At 41.7% G+C, this 18891-nt stretch carries 19 protein-coding genes; 18 read left to right on the top strand and 1 reads right to left on the bottom strand.

Annotated elements, in window-relative coordinates:
• Window positions 1-128: 128 nt before the first annotated feature.
• From J2S10_RS20020 to J2S10_RS20000, 5 genes are all read left to right on the top strand, one after another.
• Entirely contained in the window at window positions 129-1406 is a 1278-nt protein-coding gene (locus tag J2S10_RS20020) for an ABC transporter substrate-binding protein (protein WP_307411374.1), read from the top strand.
• A gap of 96 nt (window positions 1407-1502) precedes the next feature.
• On the top strand, window positions 1503-2378 hold the full coding sequence (locus J2S10_RS20015; RefSeq protein WP_307411371.1) for a carbohydrate ABC transporter permease: 876 nt from the start codon (window positions 1503-1505) through the stop codon (window positions 2376-2378).
• Window positions 2379-2380: 2 nt separating this feature from the next.
• Window positions 2381-3301: a carbohydrate ABC transporter permease gene (locus tag J2S10_RS20010; RefSeq protein WP_307411368.1), complete on the top strand. Its 921-nt coding sequence runs from the start codon at window positions 2381-2383 to the stop codon at window positions 3299-3301.
• Window positions 3302-3494: 193 nt separating this feature from the next.
• Window positions 3495-4508: an SIS domain-containing protein gene (locus J2S10_RS20005; protein WP_307411365.1), complete on the top strand. Its 1014-nt coding sequence runs from the start codon at window positions 3495-3497 to the stop codon at window positions 4506-4508.
• A 70-nt stretch (window positions 4509-4578) separates the two neighbouring features.
• Window positions 4579-5415 (top strand): PfkB family carbohydrate kinase, encoded by an 837-nt coding sequence (locus tag J2S10_RS20000; protein ID WP_307411362.1) that lies wholly within the window; start codon window positions 4579-4581, stop codon window positions 5413-5415.
• Between the two features lie 504 nt (window positions 5416-5919).
• Here J2S10_RS20000 and J2S10_RS19995 read toward each other — a convergent pair.
• Window positions 5920-6906, bottom strand: a complete 987-nt coding sequence (locus J2S10_RS19995) for an SIS domain-containing protein (protein ID WP_307411360.1) — start codon at window positions 6904-6906, stop codon at window positions 5920-5922.
• A gap of 220 nt (window positions 6907-7126) precedes the next feature.
• Between J2S10_RS19995 and J2S10_RS19990 the strand changes: the two genes are divergently transcribed.
• From J2S10_RS19990 to J2S10_RS19930, 13 genes are all read left to right on the top strand, one after another.
• Entirely contained in the window at window positions 7127-7450 is a 324-nt protein-coding gene (locus J2S10_RS19990) for an apurinic/apyrimidinic endonuclease family protein (protein WP_307411356.1), read from the top strand.
• 8 nt (window positions 7451-7458) lie between these two features.
• Window positions 7459-7962 carry a sugar phosphate isomerase/epimerase family protein gene (locus tag J2S10_RS19985; RefSeq protein ID WP_307411352.1) on the top strand — a complete coding sequence of 168 codons (504 nt, stop codon included), beginning with the start codon at window positions 7459-7461 and terminating at the stop codon, window positions 7960-7962.
• An 80-nt stretch (window positions 7963-8042) separates the two neighbouring features.
• The gene (locus J2S10_RS19980) at window positions 8043-8759 is read left to right on the top strand and encodes a GntR family transcriptional regulator (RefSeq protein WP_307411349.1); all 717 of its coding nucleotides are present in this window, start codon (window positions 8043-8045) and stop codon (window positions 8757-8759) included.
• An 890-nt stretch (window positions 8760-9649) separates the two neighbouring features.
• Complete coding sequence (locus J2S10_RS19975; protein ID WP_307411346.1) at window positions 9650-10021, top strand: NADH-quinone oxidoreductase subunit A; 372 nt, start codon at window positions 9650-9652, stop codon at window positions 10019-10021.
• On the top strand, window positions 10012-10524 hold the full coding sequence (locus J2S10_RS19970; RefSeq protein WP_307411344.1) for a NuoB/complex I 20 kDa subunit family protein: 513 nt from the start codon (window positions 10012-10014) through the stop codon (window positions 10522-10524). Before J2S10_RS19975 ends, J2S10_RS19970 begins: the two co-directional genes overlap by 10 nt.
• Window positions 10525-10527: 3 nt before the next feature.
• Complete coding sequence (locus J2S10_RS19965) at window positions 10528-11853, top strand: NADH-quinone oxidoreductase subunit C (protein ID WP_307411341.1); 1326 nt, start codon at window positions 10528-10530, stop codon at window positions 11851-11853.
• Window positions 11854-11856: 3 nt separating this feature from the next.
• On the top strand, window positions 11857-12957 hold the full coding sequence (locus tag J2S10_RS19960) for an NADH-quinone oxidoreductase subunit D (protein ID WP_307411339.1): 1101 nt from the start codon (window positions 11857-11859) through the stop codon (window positions 12955-12957).
• A complete protein-coding gene (gene nuoH / locus J2S10_RS19955; protein WP_307411336.1) occupies window positions 12957-13964 on the top strand; it encodes an NADH-quinone oxidoreductase subunit NuoH in 1008 nt (335 codons plus the stop codon). The genes J2S10_RS19960 and nuoH overlap by 1 nt, the downstream gene beginning before the upstream one ends.
• A gap of 148 nt (window positions 13965-14112) precedes the next feature.
• The gene (nuoI, locus tag J2S10_RS19950; protein ID WP_307411333.1) at window positions 14113-14532 is read left to right on the top strand and encodes an NADH-quinone oxidoreductase subunit NuoI; all 420 of its coding nucleotides are present in this window, start codon (window positions 14113-14115) and stop codon (window positions 14530-14532) included.
• Window positions 14529-15047 carry an NADH-quinone oxidoreductase subunit J gene (locus J2S10_RS19945; protein ID WP_307411330.1) on the top strand — a complete coding sequence of 173 codons (519 nt, stop codon included), beginning with the start codon at window positions 14529-14531 and terminating at the stop codon, window positions 15045-15047. The genes nuoI and J2S10_RS19945 overlap by 4 nt, the downstream gene beginning before the upstream one ends.
• Window positions 15044-15358, top strand: coding sequence for an NADH-quinone oxidoreductase subunit NuoK (nuoK, locus tag J2S10_RS19940; protein ID WP_307411328.1), 315 nt, complete (start codon window positions 15044-15046; stop codon window positions 15356-15358). Before J2S10_RS19945 ends, nuoK begins: the two co-directional genes overlap by 4 nt.
• Before the next feature lie 143 nt (window positions 15359-15501).
• On the top strand, window positions 15502-17370 hold the full coding sequence (gene nuoL, locus J2S10_RS19935; protein WP_307411325.1) for an NADH-quinone oxidoreductase subunit L: 1869 nt from the start codon (window positions 15502-15504) through the stop codon (window positions 17368-17370).
• Window positions 17367-18887: an NADH-quinone oxidoreductase subunit M gene (locus J2S10_RS19930; protein WP_307411322.1), complete on the top strand. Its 1521-nt coding sequence runs from the start codon at window positions 17367-17369 to the stop codon at window positions 18885-18887. Before nuoL ends, J2S10_RS19930 begins: the two co-directional genes overlap by 4 nt.
• Window positions 18888-18891: the final 4 nt, after the last annotated feature.

The following is an 18891-nucleotide window of genomic DNA, read 5'->3' as shown; positions in this document are numbered from 1 at the left end:
AAGTAATTACAAATAGCAGAATAGATGATAGGGGGAAGGCTGCATAGGGGTTTCCGAGACTCATATTTTAGAATGAAAGCGGTTTAAAAGGGATTCTGTTATTTAAAAATTAAGTTGGAGGTATGTGTATGAAACGTTGGCTTAATGTTGCAGTTGGAATCTTTTTGGTAATATCATTATTATTAGCCGGATGTTCTTCACAGAGCACAAATTCAAAATCAGAAAACGGAAAGATAAATCTTACATTTTTTTACCGTTGGCCAAATGAGCCATATAAGTCTTATTTTAAAAGTGTAATTGCAGATTTTGAAAAGCAACACCCTAACATTAATATCCAAGAGGTTACAGCGTTAAACGATGATTATAAACAAAAAGCTAATGTTCTTCTTGGCAGTGCTACTCCACCGGATGTTTTCTTTAGCTGGGTCGGAGAATATGGTCAAAAGTTTATTAGAGATGGTGTAGCGTTAGATCTTACTAAATACTTCCAGGCTGACCCTAATTGGTCCGGCCAATTAATCAAATCACAGGTGAATCAATTTAGTAACGACGGCAAAGTCTACGGAGTTCCACTTTTTACGGACAGTAAGTTGTTTTTCTACAACAAAGATATCTTTGATAAGTTAAATTTAAAAGTACCAACAACATGGGATGAGTTTCTTAACGTACTTGCAACAATTAAAAAGAGTGGAACGACTCCTATTATTTTAGGGAATAAAGCGCCTTGGGCAGCTGCTCACTATGTAACTGCATTGAATCAGAGAATGGTACCGAAGGAAGTTTTAGCTAAAGATTTAAGCTATCAGGGAGCACAGTTTTCCGACTCTGGATATGTTGAGGCATTAAAGAAGTTGAATGAATTAAGACCTTACTTTAATGATAATCCAAATGCGATTGCGCATGATGAAGCGAGAAACCTATTCCTTGGTGGAAAAGCAGCAATAACTTTCCTTGAAACAATGGAAATTACTTTTATGAAAGACGCAACGTTTAAATGGGATACATTTAAAGTACCGACCATTGATGGAGCTAAAGGTGATCAGGAAGGTTTAATCGGTGCACCTGAAGGATTTATGGTTGACAAGAAATCCGCCCACCCTAAAGAAGCAGTGGAGTTCTTGAAGTTTATGACTTCTAAAATAAATGGTGAGAAATTAATCAAGGATACCGGTTTAGCAAGTACGGTTGATGGAGCGGTGAATGCAAATACTGCAACGGATCATGAAGTAAAAGCAATGCAGTTAATTAAAGATTCAAAAGATATGTTAATCTGGACAGATAGTGCGCTGGACACACGAGTGTTTAAACCTTATGGCGATGGAATTCAAACAATGCTTGGCGGTGGCATGACACCGGAACAAGTTATGAAGAATGTTCAGGATGCAGCGAAACAAGTGAAACAATAGTGAAAAAATGAAATCTATTAAAGTGTCGGTTTATCGGAATCCTTGGTTCCTATTAAACCGACATATTTTTAATAGATGTTGATGGGAGTGGTATAGATGCAGAGATCACGAGTAGTCCCAATTTTATACATTGCACCGGCCTTTATGATGCTTGCCTTATTTGTTTACTATCCATTAGCTCGAAATGTAATAAATGGATTTTTTGAATGGAATCCATTTACTTTAAATAGAAAATTTGTTTTAGTAGATAATTACGTACGCCTCTTTAAAGATCCCGTCTTTTACACAGTGCTAAAGAACAATCTGCTTTACGCAGGTATCTCCGTAATCCTTCAAGTTGGTCTTGGATTAGTGATTGCAGCGATATTAGAAGATAAGATTTTCAGAAAATTTTCTACATTATTCCGGACAGCCTTTTTTATTCCGGTTCTTATTTCCATGACCGTAATCGGGATCCTCTTTAGTTTCATCTATAATCCGGAAGTCGGGTTACTGAATAGTTTTCTGAAACTATTCGGCCTGGGCAATTTGGCAAAAGGATGGCTTGGGGATCCAAAAACAGCTATTTTTGCTGTTATTGCCGTTTCCCAATGGCAAAGTATTGGTTATACCGTCATGATGTATGTATTGGCTGTCCAAAAAATCCCAGGGGAATTATATGAAGCAGCGACCATCGATGGGGCGGGGAAAATCCGGACATTTTTCAATATTACAGTTCCTCAGGTAAAAGAAATGACCTTTGTGTTATTAATCTATACAGTAACAGGATCATTCTTAGTGTTTAGTGAAGTATATGTATTAACGAGTGGTGGCCCAGGTAACTCTTCACAAGTCTTTAGTACATATCTTTACCAGAAAGCGTTTATTGATAATGAACCTGGTTATGCTTCTGCGATAGCAAACGTGATTTTGGGTATTACGCTTATCTTTTATTTTGTACAGAATAAGTTCGTAAAAACAGGGGAGGAGTAAAAATGAAGCCGATTGAATCACAGGGAGATTCAGGACTGGTGGGGTCGGACGCAAAGATCGTAAAGTTTACGACCATTAACACAAAATCTAAAAAAGGAAAACCACGCTTCTCAATTGTCGTTGGGATAATCTTTCTGTTTCTACTCCTTTACCTTACTGCGATTGCCTATCCTTTATTTTGGATGATTATCAATTCCTTTAAGAATACGGCAGCTATTTTTAATGACACTTGGGGACTACCAAAACAATGGCTCTTTTCAAATTATATAACTGCATGGCAGCAAGGGGTTTCAAGCTACTTCGTTAATAGCTTGATTATTACAATTGGTACGTGTATTCTGACAGTTTTGATCAGTTCTTTATGTGCTTACGGTTTGACGCGTTTCCAAATTAAAGGAGGAAAATTCCTGCTCCTATTTGTCTCAGCAGGTCTTATGTTCTCGCCGCAAAGCAGTTTAATTCCTCTCTATGAATTAATTCAAAAGATGGGACTTTTAGATACGTATTGGGCGCTGATTTTAACGTTTACGGCCTATCGGATTCCTTTAACCGTTCTGTTAATTCGTTCCTTTTTTCTATCGATTCCGAAAGAATTAGAAGAATCGGCCTTTCTGGACGGGGCTACGAGTTTAGATGTATTTACGAGAATATTCCTGCCAATGAGCAAACCGATTTTGTTTACGGGTGTGATTTTAACCGCTTATTATTCTTGGAATGAGTTTTTATTTTCGATCATCTTCATTCAAAAGGAAGAGCTAAAGCCGATTACTTCCGGATTATTAGTCTTCAAAGATGCCCTAAACACTAACTGGGGAGTCTTAATGGCTGGATTGGTCATTTCCGCACTTCCACTTATCGTCATCTTTATGATGATGCAGAAATATTTTGTTCGCGGCATGGCCGAGGGAAGTGTAAAAGGGTAACAGTTGTTTTCTAGTATCTGATAACAAATGGTTCAATACTGGGGGGCTTCCCCCTGTATCCCATTGAAGATAAATTGCCTATTTCCCTTTATTGACAAGAATGGAAAATGAATCTATAATTTATATAACGTATTATAACGTATTGTTAAGTTACAGCTGAGAGCAGGTTAAATTAAAATAGGGAGTGAAAGCGTTGTTGAATTTTAGTAGAGAAAAGTATCTCAAGGTAACCGGTGGAGCACTAGAGCTTAGGGAGGAAATTGAAAGGGTTGTCGATAAGGTTTATGAAAAAGGGTTTAAAAACATTTTCTTAATTGGATCAGGTGGTGCAGTTGCTACTTTTTACCCATTTGAATTTATGATTAACTCGACTTCCACCATTCCTGCTTATGCCGAAATCGCAGCAGAATTTGTGTTACAGAATCATAAACAATTTAGTGCGGAGTCGCTTGTGATTCTATCTTCTTTATCAGGTACAACACAGGAGACGGTAGCAGCAGCGAAATACTGTAAAGGCATAGGAGCAACAACGATTGGATTAACAGGTGAGTACAATAAGCCGCTTGCTGATACGGTAGACTTTCCAATCGTGAATTTTGCGGAAAATGACTTTGCCAGTGATTCCAATCAATTAATTCTCTATTTACTAACGTTTAAGCTGATGAATAAAAATGGAGATTTCCCTAACTTTGAAGCATTTGCTGGACAATTAGAAGTTCTTCCTGAAAAGTTACTCGATGCGAAAGAACAATTTGAAGCAAAAGCGGAAGAGTTTGCTGTCGCCTTTAAGGATGAGCCGTATCATATGGTAGTTGGATCAGGAAATACTTGGGGCCGTGCCTACTCGTATGCGATGTGTGTATTGGAAGAAATGCAATGGATCAAAACAAAATCCATTCATGCCGCAGAATTCTTCCATGGCACATTAGAGTTAGTAGAAGAAGGCACAAGCGTTATTTTACTTAAGGGAGAAGACGAAACACGTCCTTTGATGGAACGTGTCGAGCAATTTGCTGAGAAGTATACAAAGAAATTGACAGTATTAGATACAAAGGATTACGAGTTAGAAGGAATTAGTGAAGAGTTCAGAAAATATTTATCATCGATCGTTACGTCTACTCTTCTCCAAAGACTTAGTGTACATTTAGAAGACAAACGTAATCATTCTTTAGAGATTAGAAGATATTATCGAACCGTGGCATATTAAAATAGTTTAGGGAAAGATACAATGAAAAATTGTATCTTTCTCTTATTCAACTAATGGGAGGGCTCTGGAAATGAGGTTAATAGCAGTTGGAGATAATGTAGTAGATTATTATGATGATCGCAAAGAGATGTTCCCAGGCGGGAATGCCGTAAATGTGGCGGTCTTTTGGAAACGTTATGGTGTGGATGACGTTTCCTATATTGGAATTGTCGGGAATGATGAAGAAGGCGATCATATTGTCAATTCGCTAAAGATGGAAAATATTGATGTCTCGCGGGTGCGGAACGTAATCGGACCATCAGGTGAGGCTGTAGTCGCTTTGGATGAGCATGGGGATCGTAAGTTTGTAGGCTCGAACAAGGGCGGAGTCCAAAAACAGCTGAAATTGAATTTTACCGAAGAGGAACTAGCGTTTATTCAAACCTTTTCACTGCTGCATACGAGCGTATATAGCCATTTGGAAAAAGAATTGCCATTATTGCAAAAATACATTGATATTTCCTTTGATTTTTCAACAAAATATGACGATGACTATTTAGAACTTGTCTGCCCTTATGTGAAATATGCAATTTTCTCCGGCGGCGATTTAACAAAAGAGGAATGTGTTTCGTTAGTGACGAAAGTCCACAAAGCAGGTACACCAAATGTCGTCGTTACCAGAGGCTCTGAAGGATCGTTATTCTCCGATTCCCATCAGGTTTATGAACAAGCCATTGTCGAGACCGATGTAGTCGATACACTTGGAGCAGGTGATACGTTTGTAGCGATCTTTTTAAAAGAATATATCGTGCATTCCAATGCCCTGGAAGCAATGGAAAAGGGTTCCGCGGCTGCAGCTGAAACGTGTCAGCGCTTTGGCGCATTCGGCCATGGTAAGAAGCGGGAGAAAAAGATTGCGATTTGCTAGGGGTCCTGTGAGTATAAGTAACCTGTTCTATATGGAGCAGGTTATTTTTTTGGAGAATAACATAGCTTTTAGAAAGGCTGTTTTCGTATAGATTGTTTTTTAACTACGTTCAAACACCTAAAAAGTCGTAAATCTACACCTTATCAGCGAATTATTAGCTTTTATCAGCGAATTCCAGAGTTTTATCAGCGAATCAAAGAAAGCAACAATCTTTTAAAAAAGAGTCTTTAAAATAGAAGACTGTTTTCGCAAAGATTGTTGTTTTCCGAACAAATTCTAATAGTAAAGTTTGTACCGAATCCCTCTGGTTCGGATTCGAATGCCCTTTAGTTCACCCAACCTGTCCGAAGCCACCTCTGGTTCGGACTCGAATGCCTTTGAATTTATCAAACCTGTCCGAAGTCGTCTCTAATTGGACACAAATTAGTGCAGAAGCAACAAAGTTTAAGAAAAGAGCCAAAAAGGAAAAAGCTCCTGAGCCAAAACTCGGGAGCCTAATTCAGATTAATATTCAACCTTCCACATATATCTTCTTTTTGATAGTGGATGATTGCGGGCATCTGCCAATTGTTCAGCATATTTACGAAGAACATGATTTAATACAAGCGGTGCAATATAGCCTTTTAGCTCTTCGTCAATACCAGTTAAATCAAGATCCTTAGCATCTAATACGACCAGTTTTTCTCCATATTTTTTCGAGAAATCTAATGCTCTTTCGTCTAGAGGACGTGTTTCATCTAAGCCGAGAAGGATAATAAATGGTACGTCTTTATCAATAATCTCGAATGGACCATGGAAGTATTCACCGGAGTGAACAGCATTGGAATGAATCCATTGCATTTCCATTAGTATACAAATAGCGTAGGAATAAGCGATTCCGTAGTTTGCTCCGCTTGCCATTGTATAAATAACTTTTTCATCTTTGTAATCTTGACCGAATTGTTGTGCCAAGCTTTCATATTGTTTTGCTGATTTTTCAAACACAGCCTGGAGATTTGTTAAGCTGTTGATCATTTTATCAAACTTATCATTTCCTTCTAATACGTTTAAAACGCCCATTGTTAATTGATACAATAAACCTAAGTTTGTATTAAACGCAATGGATTCCGCGCCCCATTGGTATTTAACAACAAGTTCACTTTCTTGCGCAAGAGGTGAAGTTTCTTGGTTAGTAAAACCAACAGTTAGTGCCCCTTTTTGACGGGCAAATTCGGCTGCTTTAACAGTTTCGGGAGTTGTGCCGGACATAGAGCATAAGATAACGAGTGAATTTTCGCCAAGTTTTCTAGGGCTGCGATGAATGAATTCATTGGAACTGTATACATCTGAAGAAATATTTTTTGCTTCACGGTCCATTATGTACTTATTTGGATACATAATGGCTGAAGAGCCGCCGCATGCAACAAAATATACGTGGTTTATCGTACGGCCTTTCAAAGCATCTAACACATTTTGAACCTGCTGATCTACAACTACTTGTGAATTAACCATCATTTTTCCTCCTTAGAATCTTTTGGTATGGAATATAATAATACATTATATAACATTATATTAAATCGCATCAATGTAATTGTCAATGTTTTTTGAACATTAAATTTATTTAATTGACTTATAACATAATATAATGTTATATTATTTTTGAATATTTTGCTAATTTAGTGTTTAATTAGTGTCTATATATATAAGAATAATATGGAAGGAGTTGGGACCTATGTCAAAAATAACGAGGGACCAAGTAACAGGGATGAATTTCCACTATAAACACTATCCTTTGGAATACTTTTTAGATGCAATGGTTCGATATGAGTTTAAAAATATTGAATTATGGGGAGCTTCTCCACATTTTTATGTTGATGATATGAGTATTCAAGATATGAAACAGGTAAAAAAAGAGATTGATAGAAGAAATTTATCGGTTGTCTGCTTTACACCAGAGCAGTGTGTGTATCCGATCAATCTTGCTGCCAAAGAGGAAGGTCTTCGCGAAAAAAGTATTCAATACTTTATCAATCAGCAGAAGCTGCCAAAGTTTTAGGTGCGCCCATGCTTTTAGTTACTCCAGGCTGGGGTTATGAAAATGAAGACAGGCAAGAAGCATGGAAAAGAACAAGAGATTCATTGGAGCGATTATCAAAGGTTGCGGCTGATTTAGAATTGACTCTTGCATTTGAACCTTTAACAAGAGTAGAATCCAATTTGGTTTACGATTCCAAATCACTCAAAGCCATGTTAGATGAAGTCAACAGCCCTTATCTTAAGGGGATGATTGATACGATTCCAATGGCATTAGCAAACGAAGATTTCCATGATTATTTTAGCTTATTAAAAGAGGATTTAGTTCATATTCATTTCATCGATGGGAAACCTGAAGGTCATCATGTCTGGGGCGATGGTGTCCTGCATTTGCAGAAATACATCGATCAATTGAGTCAATTTGGCTATAAAGGCTCTCTGACTTTAGAATATACTTCTTACCAATATGTGCAAAATCCGGATACAGCAATTGAAAGGACGCTGGAGATTCTTGCTGGTTTTATTGGTAATTGATAGCGTGGATTAATTTATATATACTTGATAGTATCTGAATAATGTTCAATATTTTTTTTAAAATGAGGCAGGTGAAATAGATGTTAAAACAGGATAACCAAATTCCTTTATATATACAATTGAAGGAGTCTATCCGCAGCTCGATTATTAATGGTCAATTAAAATACGGAGATCAAATTCCAACTGAATTAGAATTAAGCGAAGAGTATAAAATTAGCAGGATTACAGTAAGAAAAGCCATTCTCGAGTTGGTTGAAGAAGGGTATCTGGTTAAAAAGCAGGGGAAGGGTACGTTTGTCAACAAAAGGAAAATTGAGCGGAAGATTGTTCATTTTTTAAGCTTTAGTGATGCCTGTAAAGCGAATGGTCTAACTGCAAGCAGTAAAGTCACTAAAAAGGAAATTATTCAACCAACACCAAATGATCAAAAATTACTACAACTAGATGATGGAGATGCATGTGTTTTTATCCAGAGGGTAAGATATGCCGGCGATTCTCCGATTATGTTAGAGAACAACTACTTTTCATATAAAGATTTTCATTCTTTATTAAATGAAAACTTAGAGGGTTCTGTCTATAAAATATTGAGAGAAAAGCTGAATGTAAAACCATTTGGTGCCAGAGGAACAACATTGGAGATTGTTAGGGCTACTGAAGAAGAAGTAAATTTACTCCATACTTCGAGCGGAGAACCTCTTTTTTACATGGAAACGACAGTCTTTGATGAAAACAGCCGGCCTGTGCATATAGGAAAACAATATATTTTAGGCGATAGTTATAAATTTTACTTGCAATAATATTAGTTATGGAAAGAGCGCTGGTTGATAGCGCTCTTTTTTTGAAAGTTTATTCCCTCTATACTTTGTGTAGAGGGTTTTTGGGATGGAAATGAATTTAAATAGAAAGAGTATGTAAAATACCTGGCCAGACTTACGTCTGGCTTTTTGTCTGTTCGAATCTTACTTAATTGTTCACGGTTATTAAGAATTTGGTGCTTTTTCGTATATCGAAGCAAATGCAGAATGAATTGGAACTACCAGAATATGATTATAGTGGATGGGCTTTGTGATTGATGTTGTTGATTTTAGTTAAGTTTGAGTGAATCATTGAATATATGGAGGTTTGTCGAATTTTATAGGTTTCAGATGTGTTGGAAAACCTAAATTTATCAATAAAGATTGAACAAATAATGACAAATCTCACTGACATTGCTTGAGTTTTGTTGTTAAATAGGGGTTGTTGTCGATATTTTGGGGCTCTTGCGAACCTTCTTTATGCACGTCATCTTCCGCTACGCTCCAGATCACGTGCACTTAGCCCCCCGTGTTCTATTAGTGTCTGCCAATTCGCTCTTGCGTCATCTCTGATGTAAATTCAGGAAGTGAGATCACGCAAACGCTCAGGGGGGACACCCGTGTCTCGAACCCAGTGCGGGTGTAAATTGAAAATTCAATCGCCGGTGCTATCGTCGCACCTGCGCTTCAGCTATCGCTGAAGCTTGCAAAAATTTCGATTCAAGCTTTTTTGTGAGCAAGCTCCCAAAAGCTTGAATCGAAATTTTTGCGGCAATTGAATTTACAATTTAACTTTATTTGGGCTTGTCGACACGGGTTTGTAACAATGCTATAATGTTATCGGTTACAATATTCACTAGTATGAAAATTCTACAACATTGGAGGGGATGGACATGGAACTTAATGTATATCAGAATAATTATCTGATAGTTTTTGTGTTCCTATGTCTTGGGGTGTTGCTGCCTGCGGTGGCGTTATATTTAGGTAAGCTTTTGCGTCCTCATAAACCGAGTGATGCGAAGTATACCACATATGAGAGCGGTATTGAGCCATTTCACGATTCCCGTGTACAGTTCAATGTCCGCTATTATATTTTCGCCCTAATGTTTGTTATTTTTGATGTAGAAACCGTGTTTTTATATCCGTGGGCTGTGGCCTATAATAAACTAGGAATTTTTGCGTTGATTGAAATGTTAATTTTTGTGATTATGCTATTAATTGGCCTAGTGTACGCTTGGAAAAAGAAGGTGCTAAGATGGATCTAAAATTAGACAACATTTCACCTCAGGAAATGGAAGAGTTACAAAGAAATGTGTTTATGACGACGCTGGAGCAAGTTAAGGCATGGGCGCGAAGCAATTCGATTTACCCGCTGACATTTGGTCTGGCTTGTTGTGCGATTGAGATGATGGGTGTAGGTTCCTCCCATTATGACTTGGACCGCTTTGGATCGTTTTTCAGGACGTCGCCAAGACAGTCGGATTGTATGATTGTTTCAGGAACTGTTACGAAAAAAATGGCGCCGATTTTACGCCGTTTATATGATCAAATGCCTGAGCCAAAATGGGTAATCGCAATGGGCTCATGTGCAACTGCCGGCGGGCCGTATGTGAAATCATATTCAGTTGTAAAGGGAGTCGACCAAATCGTTCCTGTCGATGTATACATACCGGGATGCCCTCCAAACCCTGCCGCTTTAATTTATGGAATTAATAAATTAAGGGAAAAGATTCGTTACGAGGCGAAGACTGGGAAGAAGGTGATCTAACCGATGAGCGGGGAAAAAGATCTCGATCAATTAAAGAGAGAAGCCGCTGAGAAAGCGAAAGCTGCAGCATTGGCTAAACGTCAGGCTAAAGCAAGTGGTGAGGCTCCGAAAGAAGAAAAGCCTGCCGAAACACCTACAACTGCAACTTCAGGTGATGACACCGATCTTGCGAAGAAAAAAGCCGCAGCGGCAGCGAAAGCGAAGGCAGCTGCATTGGCGAAGAAGCAAAGGGAAGGCATAACGGAAGAGGTAGCGCCGGCTGAATCCGCGCCACCAACCGAATCCGCGCCACCAACCGAATCCGCCGCACCGACGTCCGGTGACGCTGATGACCTTGCGAAGAAAAAAGCGGCAGCAGTTGCGAAAGCGAAGGCAGCGGCGGCAGCAAAAAGGAAGGCAATGGAGCTGGCCGGGGGTAATTCCGAAGCATCAGTACAGGATACAGCCGCCGCACCAGAAGCACCAACTGCAGAAGCAAACGACAACGATGACCTCGCGAAGAAAAAAGCCGCAGCCGTAGCGAAAGCAAAAGCGGCCGCTGCAGCAAAAAAGAAAGCGATGGAAATGGCAGGAGGCACTGCTGCACCAACAGAAGCTACTGGCGATGATGCCAAAGCGAAAGCCGCGGCAGCAGCAAAAGCAAAGGCAGCCGCAGCGGCCAAGGCCAAAGCAGCAGCCCTCGCGAAGCAAGGAGCAGGGACTGACGCGGGAACCGCCGCACCAGCAGGTGACGATGAAAAAGCAAAAGCCATCGCCGCAGCGAAAGCCAAAGCCAAAGCAGCGGCAGCAGCCAAAGCGAAAGCGGCTGTATCGGGTGGCGATACGTCAGCACCAACAGCTGAAACGAAGTCAGCCAATCAGCCATTCTTAGATAAATACGTCAAAGTCATTGAAGAAAACCTTGGCCCTGACGTTTTAGAAGATTCTTATATTAATAAACTATCGAAGGATGTTCCGACCCTCGTGGTCAAGCGCGAATCGTACTTTAAACTGGCCCAATTTTTAAAATACAATGAGCTGTTAGGGTTCGATTACTTATCCGAGCTGCATGGAACTGATTTTGAGACACATATGGAAGTGTATGTGCACTTTTACTCATACAAGAACCGTCAATCGGTTGCTTTTAAAGTAAAAATTGACCGTGATGAACCAACAATCGAGTCCTTGCAGCCAATCTGGGCCGGCGCCGACTGGCCTGAATGTGAAGCATATGATTTACTGGGCATTAAGTTTACCGGACACCCGAATTTATACCGGATCATGCTCGGAGAAGATTGGGTTGGCCATCCACTTAGAAAAGACTATGAGCCGTATGATGTGGAGGTGTAACCAATGATACGAACGGAAGAAATGTTACTAAACGTCGGTCCTCAGCATCCAAGTACGCACGGAGTATTCCGGCTTGTGATAAAAATCGATGGGGAAATCATAACTGAGGCAAAGCCTGTCATCGGTTATTTACACCGCGGAACGGAAAAACTAGCTGAAAACCTGCAATACACGCAGATTATTCCGTACACGGACCGGATGGACTATTTGTCAGCCATGACCAACAATTACGTCATCTGTCATGCCGTTGAAACGATGATGGGCATCCAGGTGCCGGAACGCGCTGATTTCCTTCGCGTCATTGCTATGGAATTAGGCCGGATTGCCAGTCACCTTGTTTGGTGGGGAACGTTCCTGCTTGATATCGGGGCCGTCAGTCCATTCCTTTATGCCTTCCGTGAACGTGAAATGATTATCAATATGCTCAATGAACTATCGGGTGCGCGCTTAACCTTCAACTATATGCGTGTGGGCGGCGTCAAATGGGATGCACCTGAAGGCTGGATTGAAAAAGTAAAAGACTTCATTCCCTATATGAGAGAACAGCTTGCCGGCTATCACTATCTGGCAACCGGAAACGAAATTTTTATGAGTCGGGTAAAAGGCATCGGGAAATATACGAAAGAAGATGCTCTAAATTATTCCTTAAGCGGAGCGAACCTTCGTTGTACCGGCGTCAAATGGGATCTCCGCAAAGATGAGCCCTACTCAATCTACAACCGGTTTAACTTCGATGTTCCCGTTCAGGAGGGCGGCGATGCCTGGGCACGCTACCATGTCCGGATGGCGGAAATCGAAGAATCATTGAAAATCCTTGAACAGGCAGTGGAACAATTCCCTGCTGAAGGCGAAATTCTCGCCAAAGTGCCGAAAATCATCAAGGCACCAAAAGGGGAAGCATTTGTTAGAATTGAATCACCGCGTGGAGAAATCGGCTGCTATATCGCGAGCGACGGCAAAAAAGAACCGTATCGCTTAAAGTTTAGAAGACCATCTTTCTATAATCTGCAAATCCTTCCGAAACTGTTAGAGGGCGAAAATATCGCAAACCTGATTGCTATATTAGGGGCAATTGATATTGTCCTTGGGGAGGTGGACGGCTAATGGTCAATGATTTACTCCATTCGAGTCCCGGGTTGTTCAATTTTCTAATCTTCTTTGTACTAGGCGTCATCCTGCTTTTAGTCGTATTAGGCTTCGTAACGTACGGAATTCTCGCAGAGCGGAAGGTCATGGGTTACATGCAGCTGCGTCATGGTCCAAACCAAGTCGGCGGTAAATGGGGACTATTGCAAACCGTTGCCGACGTACTGAAGCTTTTACTAAAAGAAGATATTATTCCGACGCTGGCGGATCGGCCTTTATTTATCATCGCGCCTGTCATCGCCTTTGCACCGGCCTTTATGGTGCTGGCGACAATTCCGTTTACCGACAAATTCCAATTCGCGGATATCGGTGTCGGCTTGCTTTACTATATCGCTGTATCGGGCTTGACGACACTTGGCGTAGTCACCGGCGGCTGGGCATCCAATAACAAGTACGCCCTCCTAGGAGGCATGCGTGCCGCAGCCCAAATGATTTCCTATGAAATTCCGCTCGTTATGTCGGTCCTTGGCGTTATTCTTTTATCCGGCAGCTTAAATTTAAATGATATCGTTCATCAACAAACGCACGGCTGGTTCATATTACTGCAGCCAATCGGCTTTATCGTCTTTTTCATCTCATCCGTAGCCGAATTAAACCGGACACCATTCGACCTTCCCGAAGCAGAATCAGAACTTGTTGCCGGGTATCACGTCGAGTACTCCGGCTTCCGATGGGCATTCTTTATGCTCGCCGAATATGTCTACTTATTCGCGATGTCCTCGCTGATCGTAACATTATTCTTAGGCGGATGGATGGCGCCATTTGCATTCCTTAGCTTTATTCCGGGCGCCGTTTGGTTCGCACTTAAATTCTGTTTGGTCGTATTCGTCTACATCTGGTTCCGCGTCGCCTTCCCGCGTCTGCGTGCCGACCAACTAATGGAAATGGGCTGGAAAGTACTGTTGCCGGTAGCATTGGCAAACATATTCCTAACCGCCTTAATCAAAACGTTATTTTTCTCATAAAAGGAACCTGGTTCGCAAAACACGCGACCTTTGACAGTCCGTACAAAAGCTTGGGAAACGGACCTGAGTTCCGCCTTACGCGACCCTTGAAAAACCTGACAAAACGTCGCACAATATTAATTTTTAAAACGTAAAAGGGGTGAAAAACGTGCTTGGATTAGCAAAAGGCTTGAAATATACCCTAAAAAACTTAACACGCGAGAAAGTCACCTATGACTATCCGAATAAGCCGCTTCCGCTGCCGGACCGGTTCCGCGGTATCCAAAAGTTTTATCCGGAAAAATGTATTGTTTGCAATCAGTGTGCGCAGATTTGCCCGACAGATTGTATTCAATTAACTGGTAAAAAACATCCGGACCCTGCGAAAAAAGGAAAAATCATCGACACTTATGACATCAACTTTGAGATTTGCATCCTTTGTGACCTGTGTACGGAGGTGTGCCCGACCGAGGCCATCATCATGACCAATAATTTTGAGTTGGCAGAATATAGCCGGGACATGTTATTTAAAAACCTTGAATGGTTAGATGAAAACGATGAAAACATACGGCAGGTGAATAAAGCATGACATTTTCAGGAGAATTCCTCGCTTTTATGGGCCTCGCACTCGTTGCGGTCATTGGCGGCGTGCTTCTTTTGAACCTAACAAAAGTGATGCACATGGTCGTTGCGCTTGTCTTTACTTTCGTCAGCATTGCCGGTATCTACGTCCTGCTTTCCGCTGAATTTGTCGCGGCCGTACAAATTTTAATCTATTCGGGTGCGATCACGATTATCATGCTCTTTGGTATCATGTTGACGAAGCACAATGATGAAAGTGAACCGCAAGCAGGAAAACTAAGAAAGGTTTTATTGTTTTTAGGGGTTGTCGGTTTTGCGTTTGCCGTCTACATCGGCATTTACAACTTCGATATTCCGCAGGTTCCGACCGCATTGCATGAAAACAACACGATGCAAATCGGTAAAGCACTCTACTCAAAATGGATTATCCCGTTTGAGCTTGTTTCTGTTTTACTATTAGTTGCTCTTGTCGGTTCCATTATTTTGGCGAAAAAAGACGTGAAGGGAGCGGATAAACAATGAGTTCAGTTCCCGCTTCAGCCTTCCTGGCATTAGCACTCATTTTATTTTGCATCGGACTTTACGGTGCTCTGACAAAACGAAACACCGTTATCGTCTTGATTTCCATTGAGCTTATGCTCAATGCCGTTAATATTAACCTGGTTACGTTCAGCAAATACGGGATGGCACCATCCATCACCGGTCAAATTTTTGCGCTGTTTGCGATTACCGTTGCCGCAGCCGAAGCCGCGGTTGGCCTGGCGATTCTAATCTCGCTCTACCAAAACCGCAAAACCGTTAATATCGACGAAATGGACTCAATGAAAAACTAATTGGTGTCAGGCACCATTGAAAGACACTTTTGGCGAAATGTCCACTGTATGCGGACACTTATGTGTCCATCCCATATGGACAAAATGTATGTTTTGTCCACGAACGGTGACAGGCACTTCGCATTAAAAAGGGGATAGTGATAATGATGGAAAATGCATGGATCATACCGCTTTTCCCGCTATTATCGTTTTTGATCCTTCTCTTGTTCGGTAAGCGGCTGAAGGAGGCGAGTGCCTATGTGGGGATCCTGCTCACGCTGGCGTCGCTTGTCTACTCGTTGTTGGTGCTGTTCGATCGCTTTACATCACCAACGTACTCGACGAAGGTCGACTGGCTTACAATTGGAGATATTCATCTAACAGCGGGATTTGAAGTGAATCAATTAAATGCATTAATGCTGTGTATTGTATCGCTCGTTAGCTTCCTGGTACATACATACTCAAAAGGGTATATGCACGGGGATGAGCGGTTTCCGGTATTCTATGCCTATTTAGGATTATTTACGTTTGCAATGCTTGGATTGGTCATTTCGCCAAACCTGCTGCAAACCTATATATTCTGGGAGCTTGTCGGGGTCGGTTCCTTCCTCTTAATCGGTTTTTATTTCTACAAGGAAGAAGCGAAGGCAGCCGCGAAAAAAGCGTTCATCATGACCCGTATCGGAGATGTTGGACTGTTAATCGGCATGATCCTCTTATTTTGGCAAACAAAAAGCTTTGAATACAGTGATATTTTTAAAGCCGTGCAAAACGGCGATATTTCAACCTCAATGATTACTTTGACAGCAATCTTAATCTTTATCGGGGCTGTCGGTAAATCAGGTCAGTTCCCGCTGCACACATGGCTTCCTGATGCGATGGAAGGTCCGACACCTGTTTCGGCGTTAATCCACGCCGCAACGATGGTTGCTGCAGGGGTTTACCTTGTTGCTGCACTATTCCCGTTGTTCGCAGCGAGCAAAACCGCTTTACTGGTGATTGCCGTTATCGGTGCCTTCACCGCGATTTTTGCGGCAAGCATCGGCCTTGTGCAAACCGATATTAAACGGGTATTAGCGTATTCAACCGTCAGTCAGCTTGGCTACATGATGCTTGCCTTAGGGTCTGGCGGCTACGTTGCGGGTGTGTTCCACTTAATGACACATGCATTCTTTAAAGCCTTGTTGTTCCTTGCAGCAGGCAGTGTCATTCATGCGGTTCATACGCAGGATATCGAAGAAATGGGCGGTCTCTGGAAAAAGCTGCGCTTAACAGGTCCGTTATTCTTAATTGGAACACTCGCGATCAGCGGTGTCCCGCTTTTATCAGGCTTCTTTAGTAAAGAAGCAATCTTGTCAGCTGCCTGGGAAGGCGGACATCCAATCCTGTTCCTGCTTGCGCTGATTGCTGCCTTCTTTACGGCATTTTATATGTTCCGCCTGTTCTTCATGGTGTTTACCGGTGAAGCGCGTAGCAATATGAAAAATATCCATGAATCACCGTCCTTGATGACATTGCCAATGATCGTCCTCGGAGTGTTAGCCATTATCGGAGGTTACGTCAACACCACTTGGTTCGGCAACTTCCTTGGTGACTGGCTTGTCGACGGAAATGAAGCACTTGCACCGCATCATGTGGAAGGCCCTGTGTGGATTACTATTGTGGCGATTATTGTTTCTTTAGCAGGAATTTTCCTTGCCTGGCTTATCTACGGAAAACGTTCGATTTCCCGCGATTGGCTGAGCGGCAAAGGCGGTACCTTGCACACGATTCTTTACAATAAATATTACATCGACGAATTCTATCAACTGTCGATTGTGGCCATAACAAAAGGAATCAGCTACTTCTTACGTTTCATTGATGTTTACCTTGTCGAAGGACTCGTCAAAGCTGTGACAGGCGCAATTCAGGGACTTGGAAGATCGGGCTCAAAAATGCAGACCGGACAGGTTCAAACGTATGGTGCAGTTGCTTTCATCGGCTTAGCCGTTTTAGCAGTCATCTTTGCGTTAACAGGGGGGTACTTAAAATGAATCTAGCTTCTGTTTTATCCATCCTAGTATTCTCCCCTTTACTAGGTATCGTGATTTTAGCCTTCATGCCTAAACGTTCTGAGAAATCGATTAAATTGGTCGGCTTTTTAGCCACGCTGCCGGCACTGCTTCTCGCGCTTGCCGCGTATCTTCATTATCTTGCAGGTAAAAGCTTGAAGGATTTTTCCGTTTCGGTTCCATGGATTCAATTCGGCGGCTTTAAAGGTACGGCTCAGGATATTTTTGCAGTCAAATATGAATTGGCTCTTAACGGCTTCTCGTTATTGCTCATCGTGTTAACGACCGTAATTGCGACACTTGCCGCGATTGCCTCCATTCATATTAAAAAAGAATGGAAGGGCTATTTTATGCTGTTCCTTCTTTTAGAACTAGGAATGCTTGGCGTCTTTACCGCCCAAAACTTAATTCTGTTCTTTATCTTCTTCGAGGTAACCTTAATTCCGACGTTCTTCCTAATCGGAAAATGGGGCTATTTTGAAAAAGAAAAAGCAGCATTTAGTTTCTTAATATACAACGGCCTGGGCTCAGCAATTTTGTTAATTGTGATCATGATCCTGTTTGCCCGGACAGGTACAACGAATATTGATGCCTTGCATCACTTGCTTAATGATAAAAATGTTGATTTGATTGCGCCGATTTCAGGCGGAACAAAGCTGGGGCTGTTAATCGCTCTACTAATTGCATTCGGTGTGAAATTACCGATTTTCCCATTGCACAGCTGGATGCTGAAGGTTCACGTACAGGCACCGCCGTCCATTGTTATGATTCACTCCGGTATTCTGTTAAAGATCGGTGCCTACGGTTTAATCCGCTTTGGAATGGGAATTTTTCCAACGCAGTTCAAAACTCTTGCCGTTCTGCTGGCTGTCCTTGGCGTCATCAACCTATTGTACGGAGCGTTTCTGGCGTTCATTCAAACAGACTTTAAAATGGTTTTGGCGTATTCCTCGATTTCACACATGGGAATTGTGTTAATCGGTCTTGCAGCCATGAATCAGGCAGGCGTTCAAGGGGCAATTTTCCAAGTGATTTCACACGGATTAATTTCAGCCTTATTGTTCTTCCTTGTTGGTGTCTTCTATGAACGCACCGATACATCGCTGATAGAAAATCTTGGCGGAATGGCAAAAGGAATGCCGGTCGCTGCAGGCTTCTTACTGGCAGGCAGTCTGGCTTCACTCGGATTGCCGGGGATGTCGGGATTTGTCAGTGAATTTATGGCGTTCCTTGGTTTATTTAAAGAAATGCCGGTGATTGCTGCGGTTGGTACAATTGGTATCATTATGACAGCTGTTTATTTACTTCGTGCCACACTCGGCATTACGTACGGAAAAGCACACCGTGAATTTACCGGCGTCCTCGATTTAAAAGGCGTGGAAATCGTGCCTGTAGTCGTGTTGATGCTGTTGATCGTGTTAATCGGTGTGTTCCCAAGTGTTTTAAGCTCACCGCTTCATGCCGCACTTGAAACCATTATGCTTGGGATAGGAGGGTGATGAA

Source organism: Neobacillus ginsengisoli, assembly GCF_030813055.1.
The sequence above is the reverse complement of the archived record's forward strand: the minus strand, read 5'-3'. Positions and strand labels throughout refer to the sequence as shown.